This window comes from Novipirellula aureliae, from assembly GCF_007860185.1.
In the GTDB taxonomy this organism is placed as follows: domain Bacteria; phylum Planctomycetota; class Planctomycetia; order Pirellulales; family Pirellulaceae; genus Novipirellula_A; species Novipirellula_A aureliae.
In genome coordinates this window covers 253,672-271,054 of sequence record NZ_SJPY01000005.1, presented here as the reverse complement: position 1 = coordinate 271,054, position 17,383 = coordinate 253,672, and the positions used below count along the sequence as shown (strand labels likewise).

General features: G+C 52.6%; 10 protein-coding genes and 12 tRNA genes. 17 read left to right on the top strand and 5 right to left on the bottom strand.

The window, feature by feature from the left end:
• Positions 1–123: 123 nt before the first annotated feature.
• Positions 124–858, bottom strand: coding sequence for a hypothetical protein (locus Q31b_RS16015; protein WP_146600670.1), 735 nt, complete (start codon positions 856–858; stop codon positions 124–126).
• 58 nt (positions 859–916) lie between these two features.
• Between Q31b_RS16015 and Q31b_RS16010 the strand changes: the two genes are divergently transcribed.
• The 5 genes from Q31b_RS16010 (at position 917) to Q31b_RS28330 (ending at position 10,294) form a co-directional block, all read left to right on the top strand.
• Entirely contained in the window at positions 917–1,462 is a 546-nt protein-coding gene (locus tag Q31b_RS16010; protein WP_146600669.1) for a hypothetical protein, read from the top strand.
• A gap of 589 nt (positions 1,463–2,051) precedes the next feature.
• Complete coding sequence (locus Q31b_RS16005) at positions 2,052–3,020, top strand: hypothetical protein (protein WP_231617617.1); 969 nt, start codon at positions 2,052–2,054, stop codon at positions 3,018–3,020.
• Positions 2,971–4,668: an AAA family ATPase gene (locus Q31b_RS16000; RefSeq protein WP_146600667.1), complete on the top strand. Its 1,698-nt coding sequence runs from the start codon at positions 2,971–2,973 to the stop codon at positions 4,666–4,668. The genes Q31b_RS16005 and Q31b_RS16000 overlap by 50 nt, the downstream gene beginning before the upstream one ends.
• 1,469 nt (positions 4,669–6,137) lie before the next feature.
• Positions 6,138–6,983 (top strand): hypothetical protein, encoded by an 846-nt coding sequence (locus Q31b_RS15995; RefSeq protein ID WP_146600666.1) that lies wholly within the window; start codon positions 6,138–6,140, stop codon positions 6,981–6,983.
• Positions 6,929–10,294: a patatin-like phospholipase family protein gene (locus Q31b_RS28330; RefSeq protein ID WP_197171641.1), complete on the top strand. Its 3,366-nt coding sequence runs from the start codon at positions 6,929–6,931 to the stop codon at positions 10,292–10,294. Before Q31b_RS15995 ends, Q31b_RS28330 begins: the two co-directional genes overlap by 55 nt.
• Positions 10,295–11,080: 786 nt before the next feature.
• On the opposite strand, the gene Q31b_RS15980 is transcribed toward Q31b_RS28330, so the two are convergent.
• The 4 genes from Q31b_RS15980 to Q31b_RS15965 all read right to left on the bottom strand — a co-directional run bounded on the left by Q31b_RS15980 (position 11,081) and on the right by Q31b_RS15965 (position 15,019).
• Positions 11,081–11,980: a plasmid partitioning protein RepB C-terminal domain-containing protein gene (locus Q31b_RS15980; RefSeq protein ID WP_146600665.1), complete on the bottom strand. Its 900-nt coding sequence runs from the start codon at positions 11,978–11,980 to the stop codon at positions 11,081–11,083.
• Positions 11,977–12,864 carry a plasmid partitioning protein RepB C-terminal domain-containing protein gene (locus Q31b_RS15975; protein ID WP_146600664.1) on the bottom strand — a complete coding sequence of 296 codons (888 nt, stop codon included), beginning with the start codon at positions 12,862–12,864 and terminating at the stop codon, positions 11,977–11,979. Before Q31b_RS15975 ends, Q31b_RS15980 begins: the two co-directional genes overlap by 4 nt.
• Positions 12,861–14,414: a recombinase family protein gene (locus Q31b_RS15970; protein ID WP_146600663.1), complete on the bottom strand. Its 1,554-nt coding sequence runs from the start codon at positions 14,412–14,414 to the stop codon at positions 12,861–12,863. The genes Q31b_RS15975 and Q31b_RS15970 overlap by 4 nt, the downstream gene beginning before the upstream one ends.
• Positions 14,415–14,560: 146 nt before the next feature.
• Positions 14,561–15,019, bottom strand: coding sequence for a hypothetical protein (locus tag Q31b_RS15965; protein ID WP_231617616.1), 459 nt, complete (start codon positions 15,017–15,019; stop codon positions 14,561–14,563).
• 497 nt (positions 15,020–15,516) lie between these two features.
• Between Q31b_RS15965 and Q31b_RS15960 the strand changes: the two genes are divergently transcribed.
• From Q31b_RS15960 to Q31b_RS15910, 12 genes are all read left to right on the top strand, one after another.
• Positions 15,517–15,588: transfer RNA gene (locus Q31b_RS15960), tRNA-Phe, on the top strand.
• A 57-nt stretch (positions 15,589–15,645) separates the two neighbouring features.
• Positions 15,646–15,718, top strand: a tRNA-Pro gene (locus Q31b_RS15955).
• A 208-nt stretch (positions 15,719–15,926) separates the two neighbouring features.
• Positions 15,927–15,999, top strand: a tRNA-Lys gene (locus tag Q31b_RS15950).
• Positions 16,000–16,011: 12 nt separating this feature from the next.
• Positions 16,012–16,084: transfer RNA gene (locus Q31b_RS15945), tRNA-Ile, on the top strand.
• 82 nt (positions 16,085–16,166) lie between these two features.
• Positions 16,167–16,239: transfer RNA gene (locus Q31b_RS15940), tRNA-Lys, on the top strand.
• Positions 16,240–16,329: 90 nt separating this feature from the next.
• Positions 16,330–16,400 (top strand) — tRNA-Thr (locus Q31b_RS15935).
• 52 nt (positions 16,401–16,452) lie between these two features.
• Positions 16,453–16,523 (top strand) — tRNA-Gly (locus tag Q31b_RS15930).
• A gap of 8 nt (positions 16,524–16,531) precedes the next feature.
• Positions 16,532–16,603: transfer RNA gene (locus Q31b_RS15925), tRNA-Asn, on the top strand.
• An 85-nt stretch (positions 16,604–16,688) separates the two neighbouring features.
• Positions 16,689–16,760, top strand: a tRNA-Gly gene (locus Q31b_RS15920).
• Between the two features lie 116 nt (positions 16,761–16,876).
• A tRNA-Gln gene (locus Q31b_RS15915) sits at positions 16,877–16,951 on the top strand.
• 175 nt (positions 16,952–17,126) lie between these two features.
• Positions 17,127–17,199, top strand: a tRNA-Asp gene (locus Q31b_RS28325).
• Positions 17,200–17,279: 80 nt separating this feature from the next.
• Positions 17,280–17,354, top strand: a tRNA-Glu gene (locus Q31b_RS15910).
• Positions 17,355–17,383 lie beyond the last annotated feature (29 nt).

The following is a 17,383-nucleotide window of genomic DNA, read 5'->3' as shown; positions in this document are numbered from 1 at the left end:
CACCGCCGTAAACGAAGCGAGTGACTTTGAATTACGAGAGATTGTACCAATGCGAACGCCCGTTGCCAAAGGACGACGGTGATCGTGCAGGGACTAGCGTAAAAACCATGTTGGGCGCCCCTACTAGCGGGGTGAATCACCCATATCGTCAAAGAAATTTCGTGGGTTTGAGCAAAAGCGATGCGCACGCGATTCCAGAATGTGCGATTTCAAGAGACAAGGTTCAGGTGGAACAACGGCCCGTGTCTCCATGAGGTACAAATGGCAATCCAAGTCCGACACGCAGCGGCAAAATGCAAAAATTGAGTCCGAAGTAACGTGGGGCAGTGCGAGACGAGCCGACAGTGAAGTCAGCAGGCCATTGTCGAACCAGCATTCGATCAGGACCCCATCCTCGATGCCGAATTGGAAGAGTTCGTCGTCCCATGATTGTTTAGGCGGGAACTCGCGAGCGATCATGTCTCGGAATTGCGACAGTGGTTGATTGTGCTTCCACCAGTGTTCGGTATCCAAGCCATCTTCGGTCATAGATGCGGAGACGTATGCTTCGGCGTCAGGCACGATGATGTCTGGCATCAGTTGCACGTCGAATTGCCAAATTGCCATCTGGGGCGTCCAGCGGAAGGTTTTGCCGAGGCCGTTCGTGACGGGAGCGGAGAACGTCGCAAGCCGAATGATTCTACCAACGCCAGAAAGCGATGGCAACCAAAGGGGGCGTCCGCGGCATGACCTACCAGAAGGCATTGCCGAAGCGGCTGACGTGACCAACCGAGCGGTTCTCCAATGCCGAGGCCGAGGCCTTGCGGCAAAACCATGTTGTCGGTTACTCGCACTGGACGTTTTTTGCAGGGTCATCATTGAAGGTCACCACTCCTTCCGGTGACAACCTGCGGACGATATCCCGACACATTGACGCATGGCCGCCAGAAGTCACACGGAATCGCCGGTTGTGGCGTGGTTCAGTACAGTCATGGGCAACCAATGCGAAAATGTCGGTGGAACCACATTCAAGACAGCGAGCAGTGGATTGACGACTGGCACGCCATGCCCGTCGAATCGGCAACGCTACGCGTTCACGTTCAAAGGCGGGCCGACCAAATTCCACAAGGAGAATGTGGTTTGGATCGTGGAGGTCGGCGATACGGGAATCAAGTTCCGCAATTGTTGGGATGTGCTCCGCAGCAACGATCATCGAACATGCATAGCACCAAGCGCCGGTCTGCTCGACAGAAAGCAAGGTGTCTCCATCGAGTTGGTAGTTGCAGTCCCAATGCAGATACACGTCTCCAGGGTCAGTCTCGTTGATGATGTATTCAGTAAAAGAAGCCATCTGTGCCCGACAACGGAAGGTTTTTACGTCACCGCTCCAAACGAAGCGGTTGAGATTGAATCACGAAAGGTTAATGATACGCCGGCACCGTTTGAATCGCAAACGAAAGTGATCGCGGAGCGACTAGCGTAAATACCATGTTGTGCGGCCGTCAACTCCGACGGCGACGTCTGGCATGCCGTGGTCTGTATTAAAATGATTCTCCAAATAGTCTCGAACACAGTCACTGCTTCACAATCGGCTTTGCTACGTTTTCCGAGACACGTAAAATGCGAAAGCGATTCTTGTGCGACCGACGATTCGCCGCTCGGGACGAAGAACGGCGTCTCATAAAACGACCCCTGGACCGAACCGTCTCAGGAACGACGCGTAAGTGAGACAATCTACGCGATTCCTGTGCCTACCAGAAGAATTCGGTAGGCCGGATTAGTGTTATTTGTGCGAGTCTGCTAAGATGCTCCGAAGTCGGCGCCGGAGTACGCTGAAATCGCTGAGTCGACCTCCAGCCCCGATTCTTCGACGGCGTAAACACGTGGATGCAATTTGCTGAATCACTTTTGGAAAGTCAGCCGGAACGGCCTTGACCGGTTGTCCATGTCATGAATCGCGGGCGAACACTGCTGGCCTGATTGGTGTCTTCAGGAGATACCTGTAAACTGACCAACCAAAAATGGAATTTAAGGAAATGAGCAGCACGGGCAGACGGCGACCAAGGGCAGGCATGACGGTTCACGACGACATCCTTGCGTGGTCGAGCGACCAATCGCACTGGAAACGCGATGCGTTGCAGCGAATCATTGAAAAGGGCGGCTTCGATCGCACTGACACGGATGAACTCACGGCAGCTTGTCGTGATGCTCATGGCTTGAGCGAAGATTCGGCACCGGACCTGACGCTACTGGCGGCAGAGCACATTCCTTCTCGCGATCAGGCGGGCCGCAAGATCACGCTTCGATCGATTTGCGAAACTGAAAACGTCAACGCTCTAGATTCAAATCAGGAGTTGCTGTTTGCTGCATCCGGATTAACGGTCGTGTTCGGGTACAACGGATCGGGGAAGAGCGGGTACGGGCGGATTTTGCGTCGTGCCTGTCGTGCCCGCAGCAAGGGCGATCCGATCCTGCCCAATGTGATGGGCGATGCGACGGACGAACCCGCCAGTGCGGTTATCACCCATGCTGTCGATGATGTCGATCAATCCCCTGCAAAATGGATCGACGGGCAGCAGTCTCCCGATGGACTCGGTTCCATCAGCTTTTTCGATTCCGATTGTGCCTCGGTGCATGTTCGCGACAAGAACGATGTCGCCTTCATCCCGTTTGGTCTTGAAATCCTGCCAACACTCGGCGATCTATGCCGCTCGATTCAGGCGAAGCTGGATGCGGAAAAGAAACGTCTCGAAAGTGAAACACCCTCATTTCTGCGAAACCAACATGCGACCGGCGATACGAAGGTGGGAAGAACGCTGGCCAACCTAAATGGGTCGACGAAGCCTGATGATTTGGACGTGCTGGCATCTTTGAATGACGACGACTTGAAACGGTTGAAAAAGCTTCCGATTCAGTTGGCTTCTGATCCGAAAGCGGAAGCGATAAAAACTCGCGTCCAAGGTGGCCGCATCACGACACTGAGTCGTTCGCTTGCTGGAGCTGAAAAAAAAACTGTCCGACGAGGCGATCATTGTCATTAAAACTCTTGCCACCGACGCTGCGGTCAAAGCCAAAGCTGCTCGGGCGGCGGCATCAATGAACTTCAATGATGATCCGTTGGACGAGATCGGCGAGCCTGTTTGGCGAGAACTATGGGAAGCAGCCCGTCGGTTCTCCACGGTTGCAATCCCTGACGCAGATTTTCCTGTTACTGAAACCGACGATACAGTTTGCGTTCTATGTCAACAGACACTCGATGACGATGCAAAGGATCGGCTGAAGCGTTTCGAGAAGTTTGTTCGTGACGACAGTGCCCAGCAATCTGCAAAAGCAGCGATCACCCTAACGAATGCTGTGGACGCATTAGAGGAACTTGATCTCCGTGGGGAAGGCCTCCGTGAGCAGTTGAAGGACGTGGACGCCGTCGACAAGGCGGTCGCTCAGGCAGTGCGGGATCAGCTTGCAACTCTGCTTCGACGCTGGCGAGCGGTTCAATCCGCACAAGAGTCTAGCAATTGGTCATTTGACGTCCCCGGTACGCTCAACGATGTTGGCGACCAACTAGGGGCGCTCATCAAAGAAGTCGCTGTTCGTGCATCTGAAACGGAAAAGTCAGCCGACGCTGCAGAACGTAAGAAGCTATCGGATGAACTCGCAGAGCTACAGGCCCGTGAATGGCTGGCAACGGTACTGGGTGACGTGAAAGAGCATGTTTTGCGACTTAGCGATATCACCAAATTGAAAAAGGCGATCAAGGACACCAAGACGACCGCCATCACGACAAAAAGCAAAGAGCTGGCCAAGTCTTATGTGACCGATCGGCTCCGCAATGTTTTTTCCGACGAGATCAAGAAAATGCAGCAAGGCGTTCGTCGGCTGAACGTGGAGCTGGTTGCTGCCGAAGGGAGGCACGGACGCACCTACTACCGTGTACAGCTTGTCGGTGCCAGCGATGCGAACGTGGGCACGGTCGTCTCGGAAGGTGAGCATCGTTGCATCGCTCTGGCTGGGTTCTTATCCGAGCTTGCGACTGAATCAACGAAGTCGACTGTCGTATTTGACGACCCGGTAACGTCGCTCGACCACTATTGGCGAGGCTGTTTCGCGAAGCGGTTGGTTGAAGAAGCCGCCGACCGGCAAGTCATCATTTTTACGCACGATATCGTTTTCCTGCACGACATCGTGAGTGGAGCGGAACAAAATGGCGTTCCGATCGAGTTGCGACGGGTGCAATCGGATCGAGATAACTGTGGCTTCGTGAACGACGGGCTGCCATGGATCGCCCAAAAGACGCTGCCAAGGATCGATGAGTTAGAAAAGCGCGCAAGAGCAACTCGAAGTGATTTCGACGCCCACAACGATGACGAATACGAGCGTTCGATTTTTGGGCTATACAGTGATATACGTGCAACCGTCGAGCGGGCCGTCGAAGAAAAGCTCTTTCTCGGAATCGTTACTCGGCATCAAGATTACATCAGTCTTGGTAACCTGAAGAAGGTTTCGACGATCACGCTGGACCAATGTGAGCGCCTACAAAAGCTGTTCAAGCGTTGTTGTGATCTCACATCCGCTCATGACCGAGCATCGCTGCGAGGCTTTGGTGTACCGACGCCAGACGACGCAATCGATGATCTTGTCGAATTGCGTGCGATCGTCGACGATGTGAGGGAGAAACAAAAAGCGGTGTAAGTTAGAGATGCCCAAAACCTAGCTGATGCAGGGCTTCTCCTGACGGGTGGCCACGCACAGAAGACGCAGCGTCCTTGTTCTTCCGGAATCTAACTCTTGACGGTGACCGAACGAGCCCATTCGTCGTCCTAGCCGATGAGGGTGGCTTGGATAGCCGGCACTGCGTTCTGTGGATTCCACTTCCAACGTCGCATCATCCGCTCATAGGAGAAAAAAGTGGTTGGGGGTGGCGATTCGGCGATGCCAGCACGCCCCGGCGGCCGACTTCGGAAGATCAACATTCCGACCACCGGTCGATGAAGCCAGAGCATCGAAATTCATTTTTTCAAGACATTCCACTGCACTCGGGAGCGTCGGCAAACGGCAATGCCCGCCAGATTGATTCCGACGCCGTATAGGCACACCGTAGATGGAAACTCTGCCGCCTCTTGCCCGGTTCAGCACCCTGCTGGACCGGGTTTTTCGATGCTCAAACCGCCGCGAACGCGGGGATCAAGTTCTTCGCCTGTGAGCCATGAAATGGGCTCAAACCAACTCTGGAGAATGAAAATAACGGGCTCCCATCGAAAGCGTATCGGAAGTCGTTTTCGTAACTCGTTGCTTTGCAACGGTTTGCGGAATTCACTTTCAAAGTTGAATTCGTGTTAGTGGTGTCCTCGACCATTGCAAATTCAACTTTCCGCCGAAAGTATCTGCAACAGAAGTGCGCATAGCGTACCAATGGCCGATTACGTTTAGGTGATGCATCATGCTGCAATTGCAACTTCCGTTTCCTCCCTCAGTCAACCGCTAATGGCGACTCGTTAGCAGCAGCCCGGCCGGAATGGTCGCAGCGGCCAGCGTGGACCATAGGAACTTAGTTGGCCACAAGCGCCAAGTCGGACCTCTGCGATGCTCGCTAGAAGCCGTGTCGGTTGCCGTGTCATTCATACGGTGGTCCTCATCGCATGAAATAAACCGCCCTCGTGATGAAGGCGGTTTCGCATGATTAGTGCCCTTCCCTGCAATCAGTTGCAGTTCGGATCCTCCCTCGGACTGCACGGTGCTGGGGCAGCGGCGACACTTTCCGTCCCCGGTCGCTGCCCGGATCCTTTGGATTGCAAGCTTGACTGCTGGCGATGCTGAAGGTCATTCCAGCCCACCACGCGCCCACCACGCAACGGCAATGACTTGTTTCGAATCATAGAATTCTCCTGCACAGGAGCTCGAATGTACCGGTGGACGTCTCCACCACTCTTACGTAGGCTATATTGGGAACACCCCACTCGGGGGCCATCAATCCTGTAGACTCTAGAAAATTTTGCGATTTTCCTGATTTTCGTCTGGACGAGCGTAAATCCGTCCGCCCGCACAACCATCGAATCCATCTTGCGACAGCGATTCGATATCCATCCAAGGCTATTGGTGTGGCTGGACGCTATTTTTGCGGGGTTCCAGTCGAGAAAATTGGCATCACCGAGAGACTGATCATGCAAGAGCCATCACCCGAGACACCGCCTCTTTCGTTTCCCTACCCGCTTCAAAAACCAACGTCCCGAGACGGGGATGATCTGTTGGTGGACTGGATTCGTAATCATTCCAGTTACCTGACCGTCGGTGGCTTGGCGGCCAAACTCGGTCGCGTGTCCGCGTTCATCGGGGGGACGGTCAACAACTGGTTTCTACTGATTTCCTGGTTGTTGGGAATTGCCTACACGATCGGCGTCAACCACTTTCGAATCCTGAACCATCCGATTGCGGCTTGGTTCTGGCTGACCCTTGCGATCAGCATCGTTGTCGGAATCGTCTTCCGAAGCCGCGGAACGACGAAGCAGAACGAAAAGTCGGCGTCCCAAAAATCCAAACGATGGAATCCGACCTCGCTACGCTATCGCATCCTGGGTTGCATCATCTTAGCAAGTGGCATCGCCGTGGTCGTGGTGCTGATGCCGATGACGGTCGAGTGGATTCGCGATTTTGGCCGGTACGGCCAAGGCACTTCCTGGACCCTCGCAGGAATTCTGGGGGCAATCGCAGCATCGCTGGGAGCAATCCAAATCCTAATTTCAAATAGGATGCGATGGGTTTTGGCGCTCCTGCAGGTCCTGGCGGCGTTGGTCGGTATCGGTGTTTTGCTAGTGGGGTTACTGATCGCAGAAGAGTTCATTGTTTACGGGAATATCTTTCGTTTCATTGCCTATTCCGGATCAACTTATTTCTCGCTGTTTAACCCCAGACTGATCGCGATCATCTTGGTCGCCGCGTGCATTGGCATCGGTGTGTGCGTTTATCGCAAGGGGTATCAAGTTATCGCAAGGGGTATCAAGTCTTCGTAGATAGCAAATGGTGGAAGCTCGATTGGACGATCCGATATCAGCTTTTTTCCTTCATCGCGTTTGTGGGCATTTGGTTCGGGGTTGGACTGTGGATGAACGGCGGTGAATTTCCGCTGCACCGCCGGGATTTTGAACAAAGTCTTGCAAAGGTCCGATCGGGCGTCGGTCAACAAACGCGACCGGTCAGTCGATTCGCCAGTGTGGTTCCGTCGAGTTCCATTACGAGTCTTGGCGATGATGGAAAAGATGCGTCGAAGCCGTTGGTGGTCAATGCTGCGATCGAGCAAGTGGTTGTTGAACCGACCGCCGCGAGCGAACTCGACCATGCGTTGGCATCGCGGAGGAGTGCCTGGGACAGGGAATCCGTTCTGGGCGAACTGTTCCCCGAAACCAAAAAACTGTTTGATGCACTGGCACGCCGTCGCATTCGACTCGCCGAGCACTACAACCTTCGTCCACACGGATTGTTTGGGGCGAACGCCTCGATTGAGAATCGAGCCGACTGGGCGATCGACTATTTCGATGCGGCTCAGCGATTTGTGGATCTTGCCGGGGAACTCGCCGATCTGCCGCCGACTCATCTTGCACAGCTTCGATCGATTGTATCGGAAATCAATCGGGATGAATTAAAGCGTGAATTGATCACTCGGTATGAGGGAGATTCAACGGAGGAAATTCAGCAGTTGCTGCTGACACAGACAATCGCTGAAGCGGCATATCAGATTCAACGAGAACGTTTAGCAAACAGTGGACTTCCTAGGTTGCCGAGTGGAAGCATTGATGTGGCTGAACTGAAAAGTCTAATCGAACGAGAGTGTTCGGAGTCACGTGCTATGGTCACTCTGAATCGACTAAAGCAGAGAACTGTCAATGCCTATCATCAAGCAGAATATGTGAGCTTGATGGAGCGGGATCAAGAGGAATTGCAGGGGTTTACTCGGTCGGGTCAAACGATCGCCGCTAACGGACAAGTCTTGCTCATTCTAGAATCGCTCGATTCTGAATTGGAATCAAAGTTCAAGAATCTGATTCGCTCGGAAACCTTTCGCTGTATCCTCTTTCAATTGGATCAGAAAACGCTCGAACAGTTGCAAGTGGAGGAACTAGTCATTGATTCTGAATCGGCGTCGGTGATGACCTCACTGCTTGAAATGCTGCAGTTAAGCGATGAAGACCTGGTCGAGTTGGCAACGCGATGCAACAGGGAGTCTGAACCGGTTGAGCGACATCAACTTGCCTTGTCTGTTGTATTGAGACGAGCACTGGACGCCAGTGCCGAAGACCGCTTGGATTGGCTGAGAGCGGTTGGTCAACTGGCAAGGCCTGAGATCGACGAAGATAGCGACGATAAACTGGAAAAATATCAGTCGACTCCGGCACAGAGGTGGAGCCGTGACAATCTGGCTCGCGGGATCATGGCCAGATTCGCCGTTGCGAGCAATCGGCCCACGGAGGTAGTGGCTGTTGACGACGTGGTGCTGGCTATAAAAAACGGTGGTGTACCACTGGCGGACATCGGGTCATTGCGATCGAGAGTGATGAATCAGGCTCTCTGGCTAAAAACGCATCTGTTTCTCGTCCTGGGACTGCTCGTTGTACTGTTCGGATTCTTCGTCGACGTCAACGCTAACTCGATGCACAGTTACTATCGAAACCATTTGGTCAACGCTTTCTTTGTGAGTCGTCCGCGATCGCAGGCCGGTGATACTCGCAGTGATGACTCCGCAAATCCTTTGCTGGCGAGAGATGCCGTTTTGCCAATTTCTGAAAACGGGTTTCGATTAACCCAACTCTCACCGAAGAACTGCGCGGCACCGTATTTAATCGTCAACGGGGCACTGAATCTTCAGGCGGTCGACGACCCGAAGCTCCGTGATCGCAAGTGCGATCCATTCTTTTTCAGCAAGCGGTTTTGTGGCAGCGTTCGAACTGGATTCATACGTTCGGGACTGTTTGAGCAAGTTCACCGCAAGATGAACCTGGGCACAGCGATGGCTATCTCTGCCGCTGCGGTCGCGCCCAACATGGGCCGGCGTACCAACGGATTCCTTGTGTTCATCATGACCCTTCTAAATATTCGGCTTGGCTATTGGGTGCCCAATCCGGCTTCTTTTCTTCGAACTGCATCGAAAGGAGCGGGTGCAACTGGCATTGGCCAGACCGTATCCGCTGAAGATTCGTCTGGCCTATTGGACAGCGGGAAATTGTCAACGAAGTCTTTTGTCGTCGATTGGAAAACTGTCTTTCAAACCGAACTGGACGACGAGATATCGCCTCGGCGAATTGCCGCGTATCCAGAGTCGTCCGAGCGTGAATTACGACTGAAAGAGCTGACAAGTAACAACGATAATCACCTCACAGGACTCGCGTTGTCAGGTGGCGGAATTCGCTCAGCGTCCTTCGCTCTCGGCGTGCTTCAAGCAGTCAGCGATATCGGAGTCTTCCTGCATATCGATTATCTGTCAACCGTTTCCGGTGGTGGCTATACCGGCTGCGGTTTGAGCGTCGCGATGGCGAGAGACTGCGTAAATGCCGCAATGGATGTGAACGGCGACGTCGGCAACGATGGCGACAAAACCGAAGATAATCACGATAAAGTATTCCATGACGAGAGGGGGCGTGCCTATGCGAACCGGCGATTGGCAGCGACTTATTACGCACGCGAATTGATCAGCAACTTGCACACTGAGAAAGACTGGAGCAACGTGAGCGATGGAGGGCATATCGAAAATCTGGGTGCGTTCGAATTGCTCAGGCGACGGTGTCGGCTGATTATCATCAGCGATGCGGAGGCAGATCCGAATTATCAGTTCGACGGTCTAGCAACTCTGATCCGGTTGGCTAAACTTGAATTGAATACCGAGATTGAAATTAAGGTAGATTCGATTCGACCCAAGTGGCCAGTTGATCAATCGGGAAGACCGATCGAATCCAAGACTGGTGTTCGAGAATATGTATCACAATCTCATTTCGCCATCGGTAAAATTAATTATCCACCGAACGAAACGGCGACAGAGGGACAGTCATTGGAGGCAACTTTGGTTTATCTGAAGTCATCGATAACCGGAGACGAAGAATTGCCGATTTCCGAATACCGCGATCGACACCCGGAGTTTCCACATCAACCAACATCCGACCAGTTTTTTGATCAGGACCAGTTTGATGCATACCGACTTCTCGGGTGTAAAATCGCCCTGGACGCATTCGGTCAGAATGAATCGAAGGCTGATACGCGCCATGACGTGTTCAGAACGTACCAAGACTTCACCGCGTGGGTTGAAAACGCTCGTCAGGACTCCACCACGAACTAATTACAAGTTTTGCTTACCCCGAAAAACACATTTCATTTACGGTGTAAAAGTACAAACCTTCCATTCGGCGGACGAAACACCAAGGGGTGTTAGCAGCGTCACCGAAAAAATTCCATCCCTGATATCCATGCAGCTGTATATGAGAGAGATGCAAGTCATTTAGGAAACATTCCTGAGCAGAACCGGAATTTCTTCTCAAATCTGATGTTCTGGTTCACGTACCACTCGCTTCTCCTATGTAACCCTGAGAGAGACATTTGTTTTCGAGCGATTAAGTGCCGGCGATGGCTGACGCCCTGAACAACGAGATCCGTTAAAACACTTTGGGGCCGACGAAGGCTTCGGGGGATGCGGGATCGGTTGAGCAGCACAAGTTGATTGAGCAAATCGCTGCGGACAAACATCTCGCTCGCAGGGACGCGGGTCGGAAGCCGAATCGCGGGTTGCGTTTTAACAAGATTTGGTCGCCATCGGCGGTCTGATACTTATCCTAGAATCGCGATGAGCACAGGGCTGCCGGGGATGGCAATAGGATAACAACACGAATGTTGAAGATGTTGTCAGAGATTATGGAGCAAGCATGGCGTGGCGGAGCTCCCCGCTCTTCATCCGCGCCGGGATGCTTAGGGTTGTCACCGCAGGCGAACAACGACACAGCGAGCAGCAAAACGTTGAGCCTAGGAAAGAGCATAGGTTTCAGTTGGATACTGGGTTCCAACGGATTCGTCCTCGATCGCCATCTAGAATCAGCCGCTACTCGGCGGAGGTAGGCAGTGTTCGTCTTAATCACTCCGTCTCCTTAGTTCCCTCGAGCATTCGAGACTCAGCAACTTTTTGCAACTCGGTCAGAATCTCGGGATACGCGCTGGCCAGATATCGAACCACGCGAGCGTTGTCGAGAAGCGACTTTAGGTAGCCGACCGCAATGACCAGATTCAGAACGTTCTTTCCGTGGACTTCGTCGATTTGCTTGAAGTCCTTGGCCAATGCGTCCATTTCTCGTTCCATCCGTGCCATATCGATTGACGAAAGACCATCGACTTCGCGGGAGCTGTCCTTGTCAACCAATAGTTCAGCGGATGTCGCGGCAATCAGACATTTCGAGTAGCTGTCCGAAAAGTTGTTCGTAGCACACATCAATTCGGCCATTTCGATTTGTCGCATCGGAATGACCTTTCGCATCTGAACGAAAGTAGCGTTTGTTGCCTTTCTTCCCTTCAAGAGCTCGACAGCCTCTGGACAGATCCCAACCAAAAGGTCGCGTTTCTTTCGGATCAGTGCGACGTCGATGTCAAGCACGTCGGCAATCTGGCTTTCCGAAACACCGCTCTTGACTGCCTTCATGATCATGAAATGTTCTTGGATTGAAGAGAGACGGTTCACTTTGTGGTTGTACGTGTAAGCTTCGTCGTCGAGTGCGACCAAGCATTTTACCGATTCAATCTTCAGTTCCATCAGCACGTCATATCGAACGTTGCCATCTAGGAGCATGAATTGCCCACGGCTTCCTTTTTCGCGATGAACGACCAGAGGTTCGATTAGTCCGATCCGTTTGATTGACATAACGATCTGTCGATACTTCACCGTGTTCTTTGCGTTCTTTGCAATCTTCCGCATTGGGAGAATATCCGATAGCGGAATTTCGCGAACAACAGTCTCGCATGCAAGTTGTACTTTAGTGTTCATGTGAGAGGACCTTTCCTACTGAGTTCAGTTGCCAAGTAGGCTGGCATGGTATCCAGATCCTCCGATCGCAAGAGTTCGACAAACTTTTTGTCTTCAACAAGTTGTCGGATGGCAGAGACGACAAACAGCAATCGTGTTTCGCAGAGCTTCGACTTCTGGACCACCAGCCGCTGTTTCGCCGACTCGGTTTGATAGGTTTCCAGAAGTATCTTCCCCGACACCACTGAATTAGCGCGTCGTGGCCCACTTCGCAAAGACTTTCCATCAGTGTGTCGTTTTTCAATCAAGCGTCGCGCCGCGAGTAGCCTCTTTCCCCGCAGGTCGTTTGACTCGTAGGCTTCGGTCAACGCTCGTTGGATGTCATGATCGTCCGCGACCGCAATAGTCACGGCAACACTTACCGGAATCTGCCCTCGTTCCACCGCCATCAACAAGCGTTCCTCACCTCGCTGAATCAGCTTGACGATGCCGCGAACGTAAGAAACCGCGAGATCAGTCTTCTTCGCGATATCGGCAAAAGAGTTTCCACGTTCTTTCATTGCTCCGATCTCATGCAACATCTCGACGCACGAAGGCATTCGCCGAGCTAGATTCTCCACCAAGCTCATCAAGAACAGCTTGTCCTCGGAGACGTCAGTCACGATCGCTGGGATTTCATTTTGCCCGAGTGTCTCGTAGGCTTCATATCGCCCTTGCCCGCAGACCAACAGGAATTCGTCATCGCTGCCCGGTTTCGGTGTGACGGTGATCGGCTTCTTCAGCCCGATGTTGGCGATGTTGTTGACGATCTGGCGAAACTTCGTCTGTCCTCGATCGCGGGGATTGACCACCGTAATCTTATCGAGTGGTATCAATCGAATTTCTTTTTCGTTTGGCGTATTCATGCTGCCACCTCGATTTTTCTGCGTTCGGACAACGAAGTGAAGTATTCGAGACTGTCGAATTGGTACGTGTCCAGGTAGACGCCGTTGGACTCGCACAACAGCAATCGCGGGGTTTGTATGTCCATGATCGGTAGCAGGTAATAGTCGGCCACGTGTTCGTTGGCAGCATCCATGCGCACGAGAATCGTGATGTCGGGGGCAACCTTCTGTTCGACATTGATCATCCACCGCAGCGATCCGGCCTTGGTTTGCCGACAGCGAGATAACACCATCGACGCACTGTACTCGCCGTTAATCAGAAGCAGATCGGTGTCCACATCTTGGGTCACCGATGCACCCGCGGCGCCTAGGCGGGCCATCACGTCGCCAATCAAGTCCGGATACATTTCACGAAGCTTTTGATTGATCTCGATATACTCGTAGTCACGGTCAGGTTGGTAGCCCGCCAGACGATACGCCCGAATCAAGCTGCCGAATCGCGTGCGGTAAGTCGAAGATGTTGGAGTGTTGTCGGCTGCGTCGATTAAGCCAGCGGACAGAGTGGGGCTCTGTTCCATCAGCGATCGTAGGCAGGTAATCATCTCCTCATCGCTATAGCACTTGGCTCGCTCGCGAATGATCCCTTGTGCGGTGTAGAACAGCTCCTGGCTGACGACGGCGGCGAACGCAGCGTCTTTCCGAATCCAGATGTCTGGTTCGTTGCACACGCGACGCTGTTTCAATTTAAACGACGTTCGATTGTAGACGTTGTTGCCAATGTATTTCTCATTCGTGAGCAATTGGCGAATCGTACCGCGATTCCACAGTCTCCCCAGATCTGTGTTAATCCCCTCTGAGTTCAATTGCTCTGCAATTTGTCGCTCACGTTGTCCTTCGACGACGAACATGCGATATACGCGATTCACTGTCTCGATTTCTTGCTCTGGTCCTTTCACGAGTATCACACGATCCGTTTGCAAGCTCTTGCATTCGCCGCGAGCAAGTTGGGCCTTGGCTTCGCCCGTTTGGTCGATCAGCATTCGGCGTAGCCCGAACCCAGCCGGCCCACCCTGTCGGTAGCCGAGTTCGATCAATCTGCATTGTCCTTGGAAGACCTTTGTCGACAGCTCACGACTGTACTCGCCAGCCATCGCTCGCTTGACGCTCTTGATGATCGTAGACGTTGGCCCGCCGTCGTTCTCGAATTGCTCAGCACAGTAGTGCACCGAGATACCGGCCCGTTTGCATAGATACTCGTAATAGGCGCTCTCGTCGGCGTCTTGGAACCGCCCCCAGCGACTCACGTCGTAAACAAGAATTGCTTCGTAATCGGCCACTCCATTTTGTACGTCTGCGATTAACGCTTGAAGAGATCGACGGCCAGCGACGTTCAAACCGCTTTTGCCTTCGTCGGCGTAGGTCTTCACAATCTCGAAGTTGCGCTTCCTTGCGTACTCTTGAATGATGTCGTCTTGATTGGCGGTCGAGTACTGCTGATGCTCGGTCGACATCCGAACGTACTGAGCAGCTCGAACCAGTTTCATCTCAGTTTGATCTGTGTTTGCATGCATGACGGAAACTCCTGCATTGTTGACAAGTTGGGTGTGTTACAGCAAATGGGCCGTCCAGTTGCACCCATTATGCCGAGTCCCCGTTTGATTTCCGTTTGATTGTCCGTGATTCTGTGTTTGATTTGCGTTTGATTTTCAAGCAGTGATCAAACGAGTATCAAACGATAGAACCCTGAGTTGGAACCATCAATCGCGCAAGACAGTTCGGCCATGCCTCCCAAGGCGAGTCGATCTCGAAGGCGCTTTGCGACGCCTCGGATGCTCGAATTCTCTCGCTGGCCTCCCCAAACCTCGTCGAGCAGAACGTCGTAAGAGATGAATTGGTTCGGCGAGCGAGAGATGCGTTCAAAGAATCGAAAAAGAAGATTGTTGCCGAGAAAGCAGATTCGGCCTTTCCACAGAACTGACTGGGAGTGCGGGTCCACGAGCGAGTTCGGCTTGGATCCGATCATCCGGAACGTTTGGATCGTAGTCGATTCTTCGTCGGAACCAATTTCCTGATTGAGCAACTCGATCGCCAGTTCGAGTTGCTGAACCGCGATTGCGTGGCTCGAAGCAAGTGTGGCGAGAGCTTCCCTGATCGCTCGCATTCTTTCAATTTGCACAGTAGGCTCTCCCGACTCTCTCGACTTAAAACAACGAGATTCGTCGCGGAATTTTGTACTCGCCAAACTCTAGACTAGTCAAACGCTTCCGACAACGGTTGAGTTGGATGAGGACTTTCGAGCTTGAGCGGTGTTTCATGTTCGTGTGACGTATCGTCGGCCGAAAATGTTTTTTGCAGAAGATGAGATTTTTGGCGAACCATCGGGATGCGAATGCGTCTATACTTTTTGAACACACAAGTCACATTCACGCTAGGAGCGAGTAACGAGCTTTCTGATGTTAACGAATATTCAATCCAGTCGACTCGAACAGATACACGAAGGCAATCTCTTCGGCGGGCAACCGTTGAATGATAATGCCCCGGCGTATTCGCGTCTGATGTGACACTCGCTTTCATTAGCGAACGACTTCTTTTTGAAGGCTCGGTGTCACGCAGACGCCAGAGCCTTTTTTCGTGTCCGTATCGAACGGGCAAACCCAACAACGAACCCAATTTGGGCTGGTAGCTGAGAAGGTCTAGCGGCGGTCTGAAGAACCGCAGGCGAGGATTCGAGCGCCTCCCGGCCCACTGACAAGGAAGATATGCGCCGACGGAATCACCCGCGGCGAACACAACAAACAACATCGGATACAGGTGCAGATGGAAGCACGCCTGCTTTGGGAGCAGGAGGGTCTCGGTTCGACTCCGAGGTGTCCGACTTATTGAAACGACAACGGTAGTCGAGGGCTGGTCGCCCAAATCCGCCTGATACGCGGGTCGCGCTGAGTTCGATCCTCGGGACTACCACTGAGTTAGGCCGTAGGTTTTTAGACCGCAGGCCGTAGGAAGAAAGACAGGAAAAAACAATGCGAAGCATTCGACAGACAGACCTAAAGCCTAAACGCCTAATACCTAAAGACTATTTAGGGGCTGTGGTGTAACTGGCAGCATGACGGACTTTTAATCCGTTCGGTGAGGGTTCAACTCCCTTCGGCCCCATTGGCTACGCATCGGCGTGTAGCTCAGGGGTGAGAGCGGCGTCCTTATAAGGCGACGGTCGCGGGTTCAATTCCCGCCACGCCGACTGACGAAAGACTCGAGTCCTGAGGGATGAGTCCTGAGTATGAAATCTCAAGACTCGCGACTCAAGACTCACAACTAATTTTGGGATTGTGGCAGACAAGGTAATGCATCGGACTCTTAATCCGAGCGATGTGAGTTCGATTCTCACCGATCCCACTTGAAAATAGCGATTAGCTATTAGCCGATAGCGATTAGCTCCAGCATGAGAAGCTAATTGCTAAAGGCTAACCGCTAATAGCTATTACAGCACTGATGGTCTAACGGCAAGACTCCTCCGTCGTAACGAGGTGATGCGGGTTCGATTCCGGCTCGGTGCTCTTGAACGCTTCGGCGTATTGATCTTTGACAATTTGGTAGTGATGCATTTTTGCGCCCATGATGTAGCGGTAGCCTGCTGCCTTGCCATGGCGGAAGTGTGGGTTCGACTCCCACTGGGCGCTTTGCAAAATCCGGTGTGGCCCAATGGTAAGGCGGCTCCCTGTTAAGGAGACGAGTGATGGTTCGAGTCCATCCGCCGGAGCTTCGCGAAGTTTGAAGGGTGAAGCGAGAAGTGTGAGATAGCTCGCTTCGTTTCACACCTCGCCCTTCAAACTTCCGCATATTCAGTGTCCTTGGCCGAGCGGCAAAGGTTCCGGGCTTCCAATCCGGCTAGGTGGGTTCGACTCCCACAGGACACTCTTTCGATTGGTTTTGTTTAGGAAATACTCATTCCGGCGCGTCGTCGCGACGTGAGCCTTTGAAGCTCGCAGGTCGGGTTCGATTCCCGGACGGAGTGCTTTGCAAGTTTAGTTACGCCGGAGTAGCAGTTGTTGGTCGCTGCACCTCGCTCTGAACGAGGAGTTCATTGGTTCGATTCCACTCTCCGGTGCTGTGGCCAGATCTGGTGTTGGTTTCCAGAGACTCACTGTGAATGAGTTTGTCACCGGTTCAATTCCGGTTGGTCACCCTGGGATAGCTGATTAGAAGTCAGCCGATTAGCAATTAGCTCGGACAAGAAGGCTTCTTCGCAACAAGCTAACTGCTAACAAGCTAATCGCTAATATGGTGGCAATTTCCTCTGGGAAGGAAGCTTGATTGTCTATCAAGTCGCTGCGGGTTCGACTCCCGTTGCCATCGCTCGGTAGTCCATAGCAAATAGTCTTTAGTCTATAGAAGAAATGCCTACAGACTATCGGCTAAAGACTATCAACTATCTCGGCGTGGTAGATTCTGATGGCAGAATCGCTTGGTTCTCAGCCAGGAGTCCGCGGGTTCGATTCCCGCTCACGTCACTTGGCTAGCTGATTAGCTGTTAGCCAAT

What these genes read in the sequence shown, in the direction of transcription:
- Q31b_RS16015 (WP_146600670.1), bottom strand. Translation starts at nt 858, where the DNA reads ATGATGACCCTGCAAAAAACGTCCAGTGCGAGTAACCGACAACATGGT.
- Q31b_RS16010 (WP_146600669.1), top strand. Translation starts at nt 917, where the DNA reads ATGGCCGCCAGAAGTCACACGGAATCGCCGGTTGTGGCGTGGTTCAGT.
- Q31b_RS16005 (WP_231617617.1), top strand. Translation starts at nt 2,052, where the DNA reads ATGACGGTTCACGACGACATCCTTGCGTGGTCGAGCGACCAATCGCAC.
- Q31b_RS15995 (WP_146600666.1), top strand. Translation starts at nt 6,138, where the DNA reads ATGCAAGAGCCATCACCCGAGACACCGCCTCTTTCGTTTCCCTACCCG.
- Q31b_RS15980 (WP_146600665.1), bottom strand. Translation starts at nt 11,980, where the DNA reads ATGAACACTAAAGTACAACTTGCATGCGAGACTGTTGTTCGCGAAATT.
- Q31b_RS15975 (WP_146600664.1), bottom strand. Translation starts at nt 12,864, where the DNA reads ATGAATACGCCAAACGAAAAAGAAATTCGATTGATACCACTCGATAAG.
- Q31b_RS15970 (WP_146600663.1), bottom strand. Translation starts at nt 14,414, where the DNA reads ATGCATGCAAACACAGATCAAACTGAGATGAAACTGGTTCGAGCTGCT.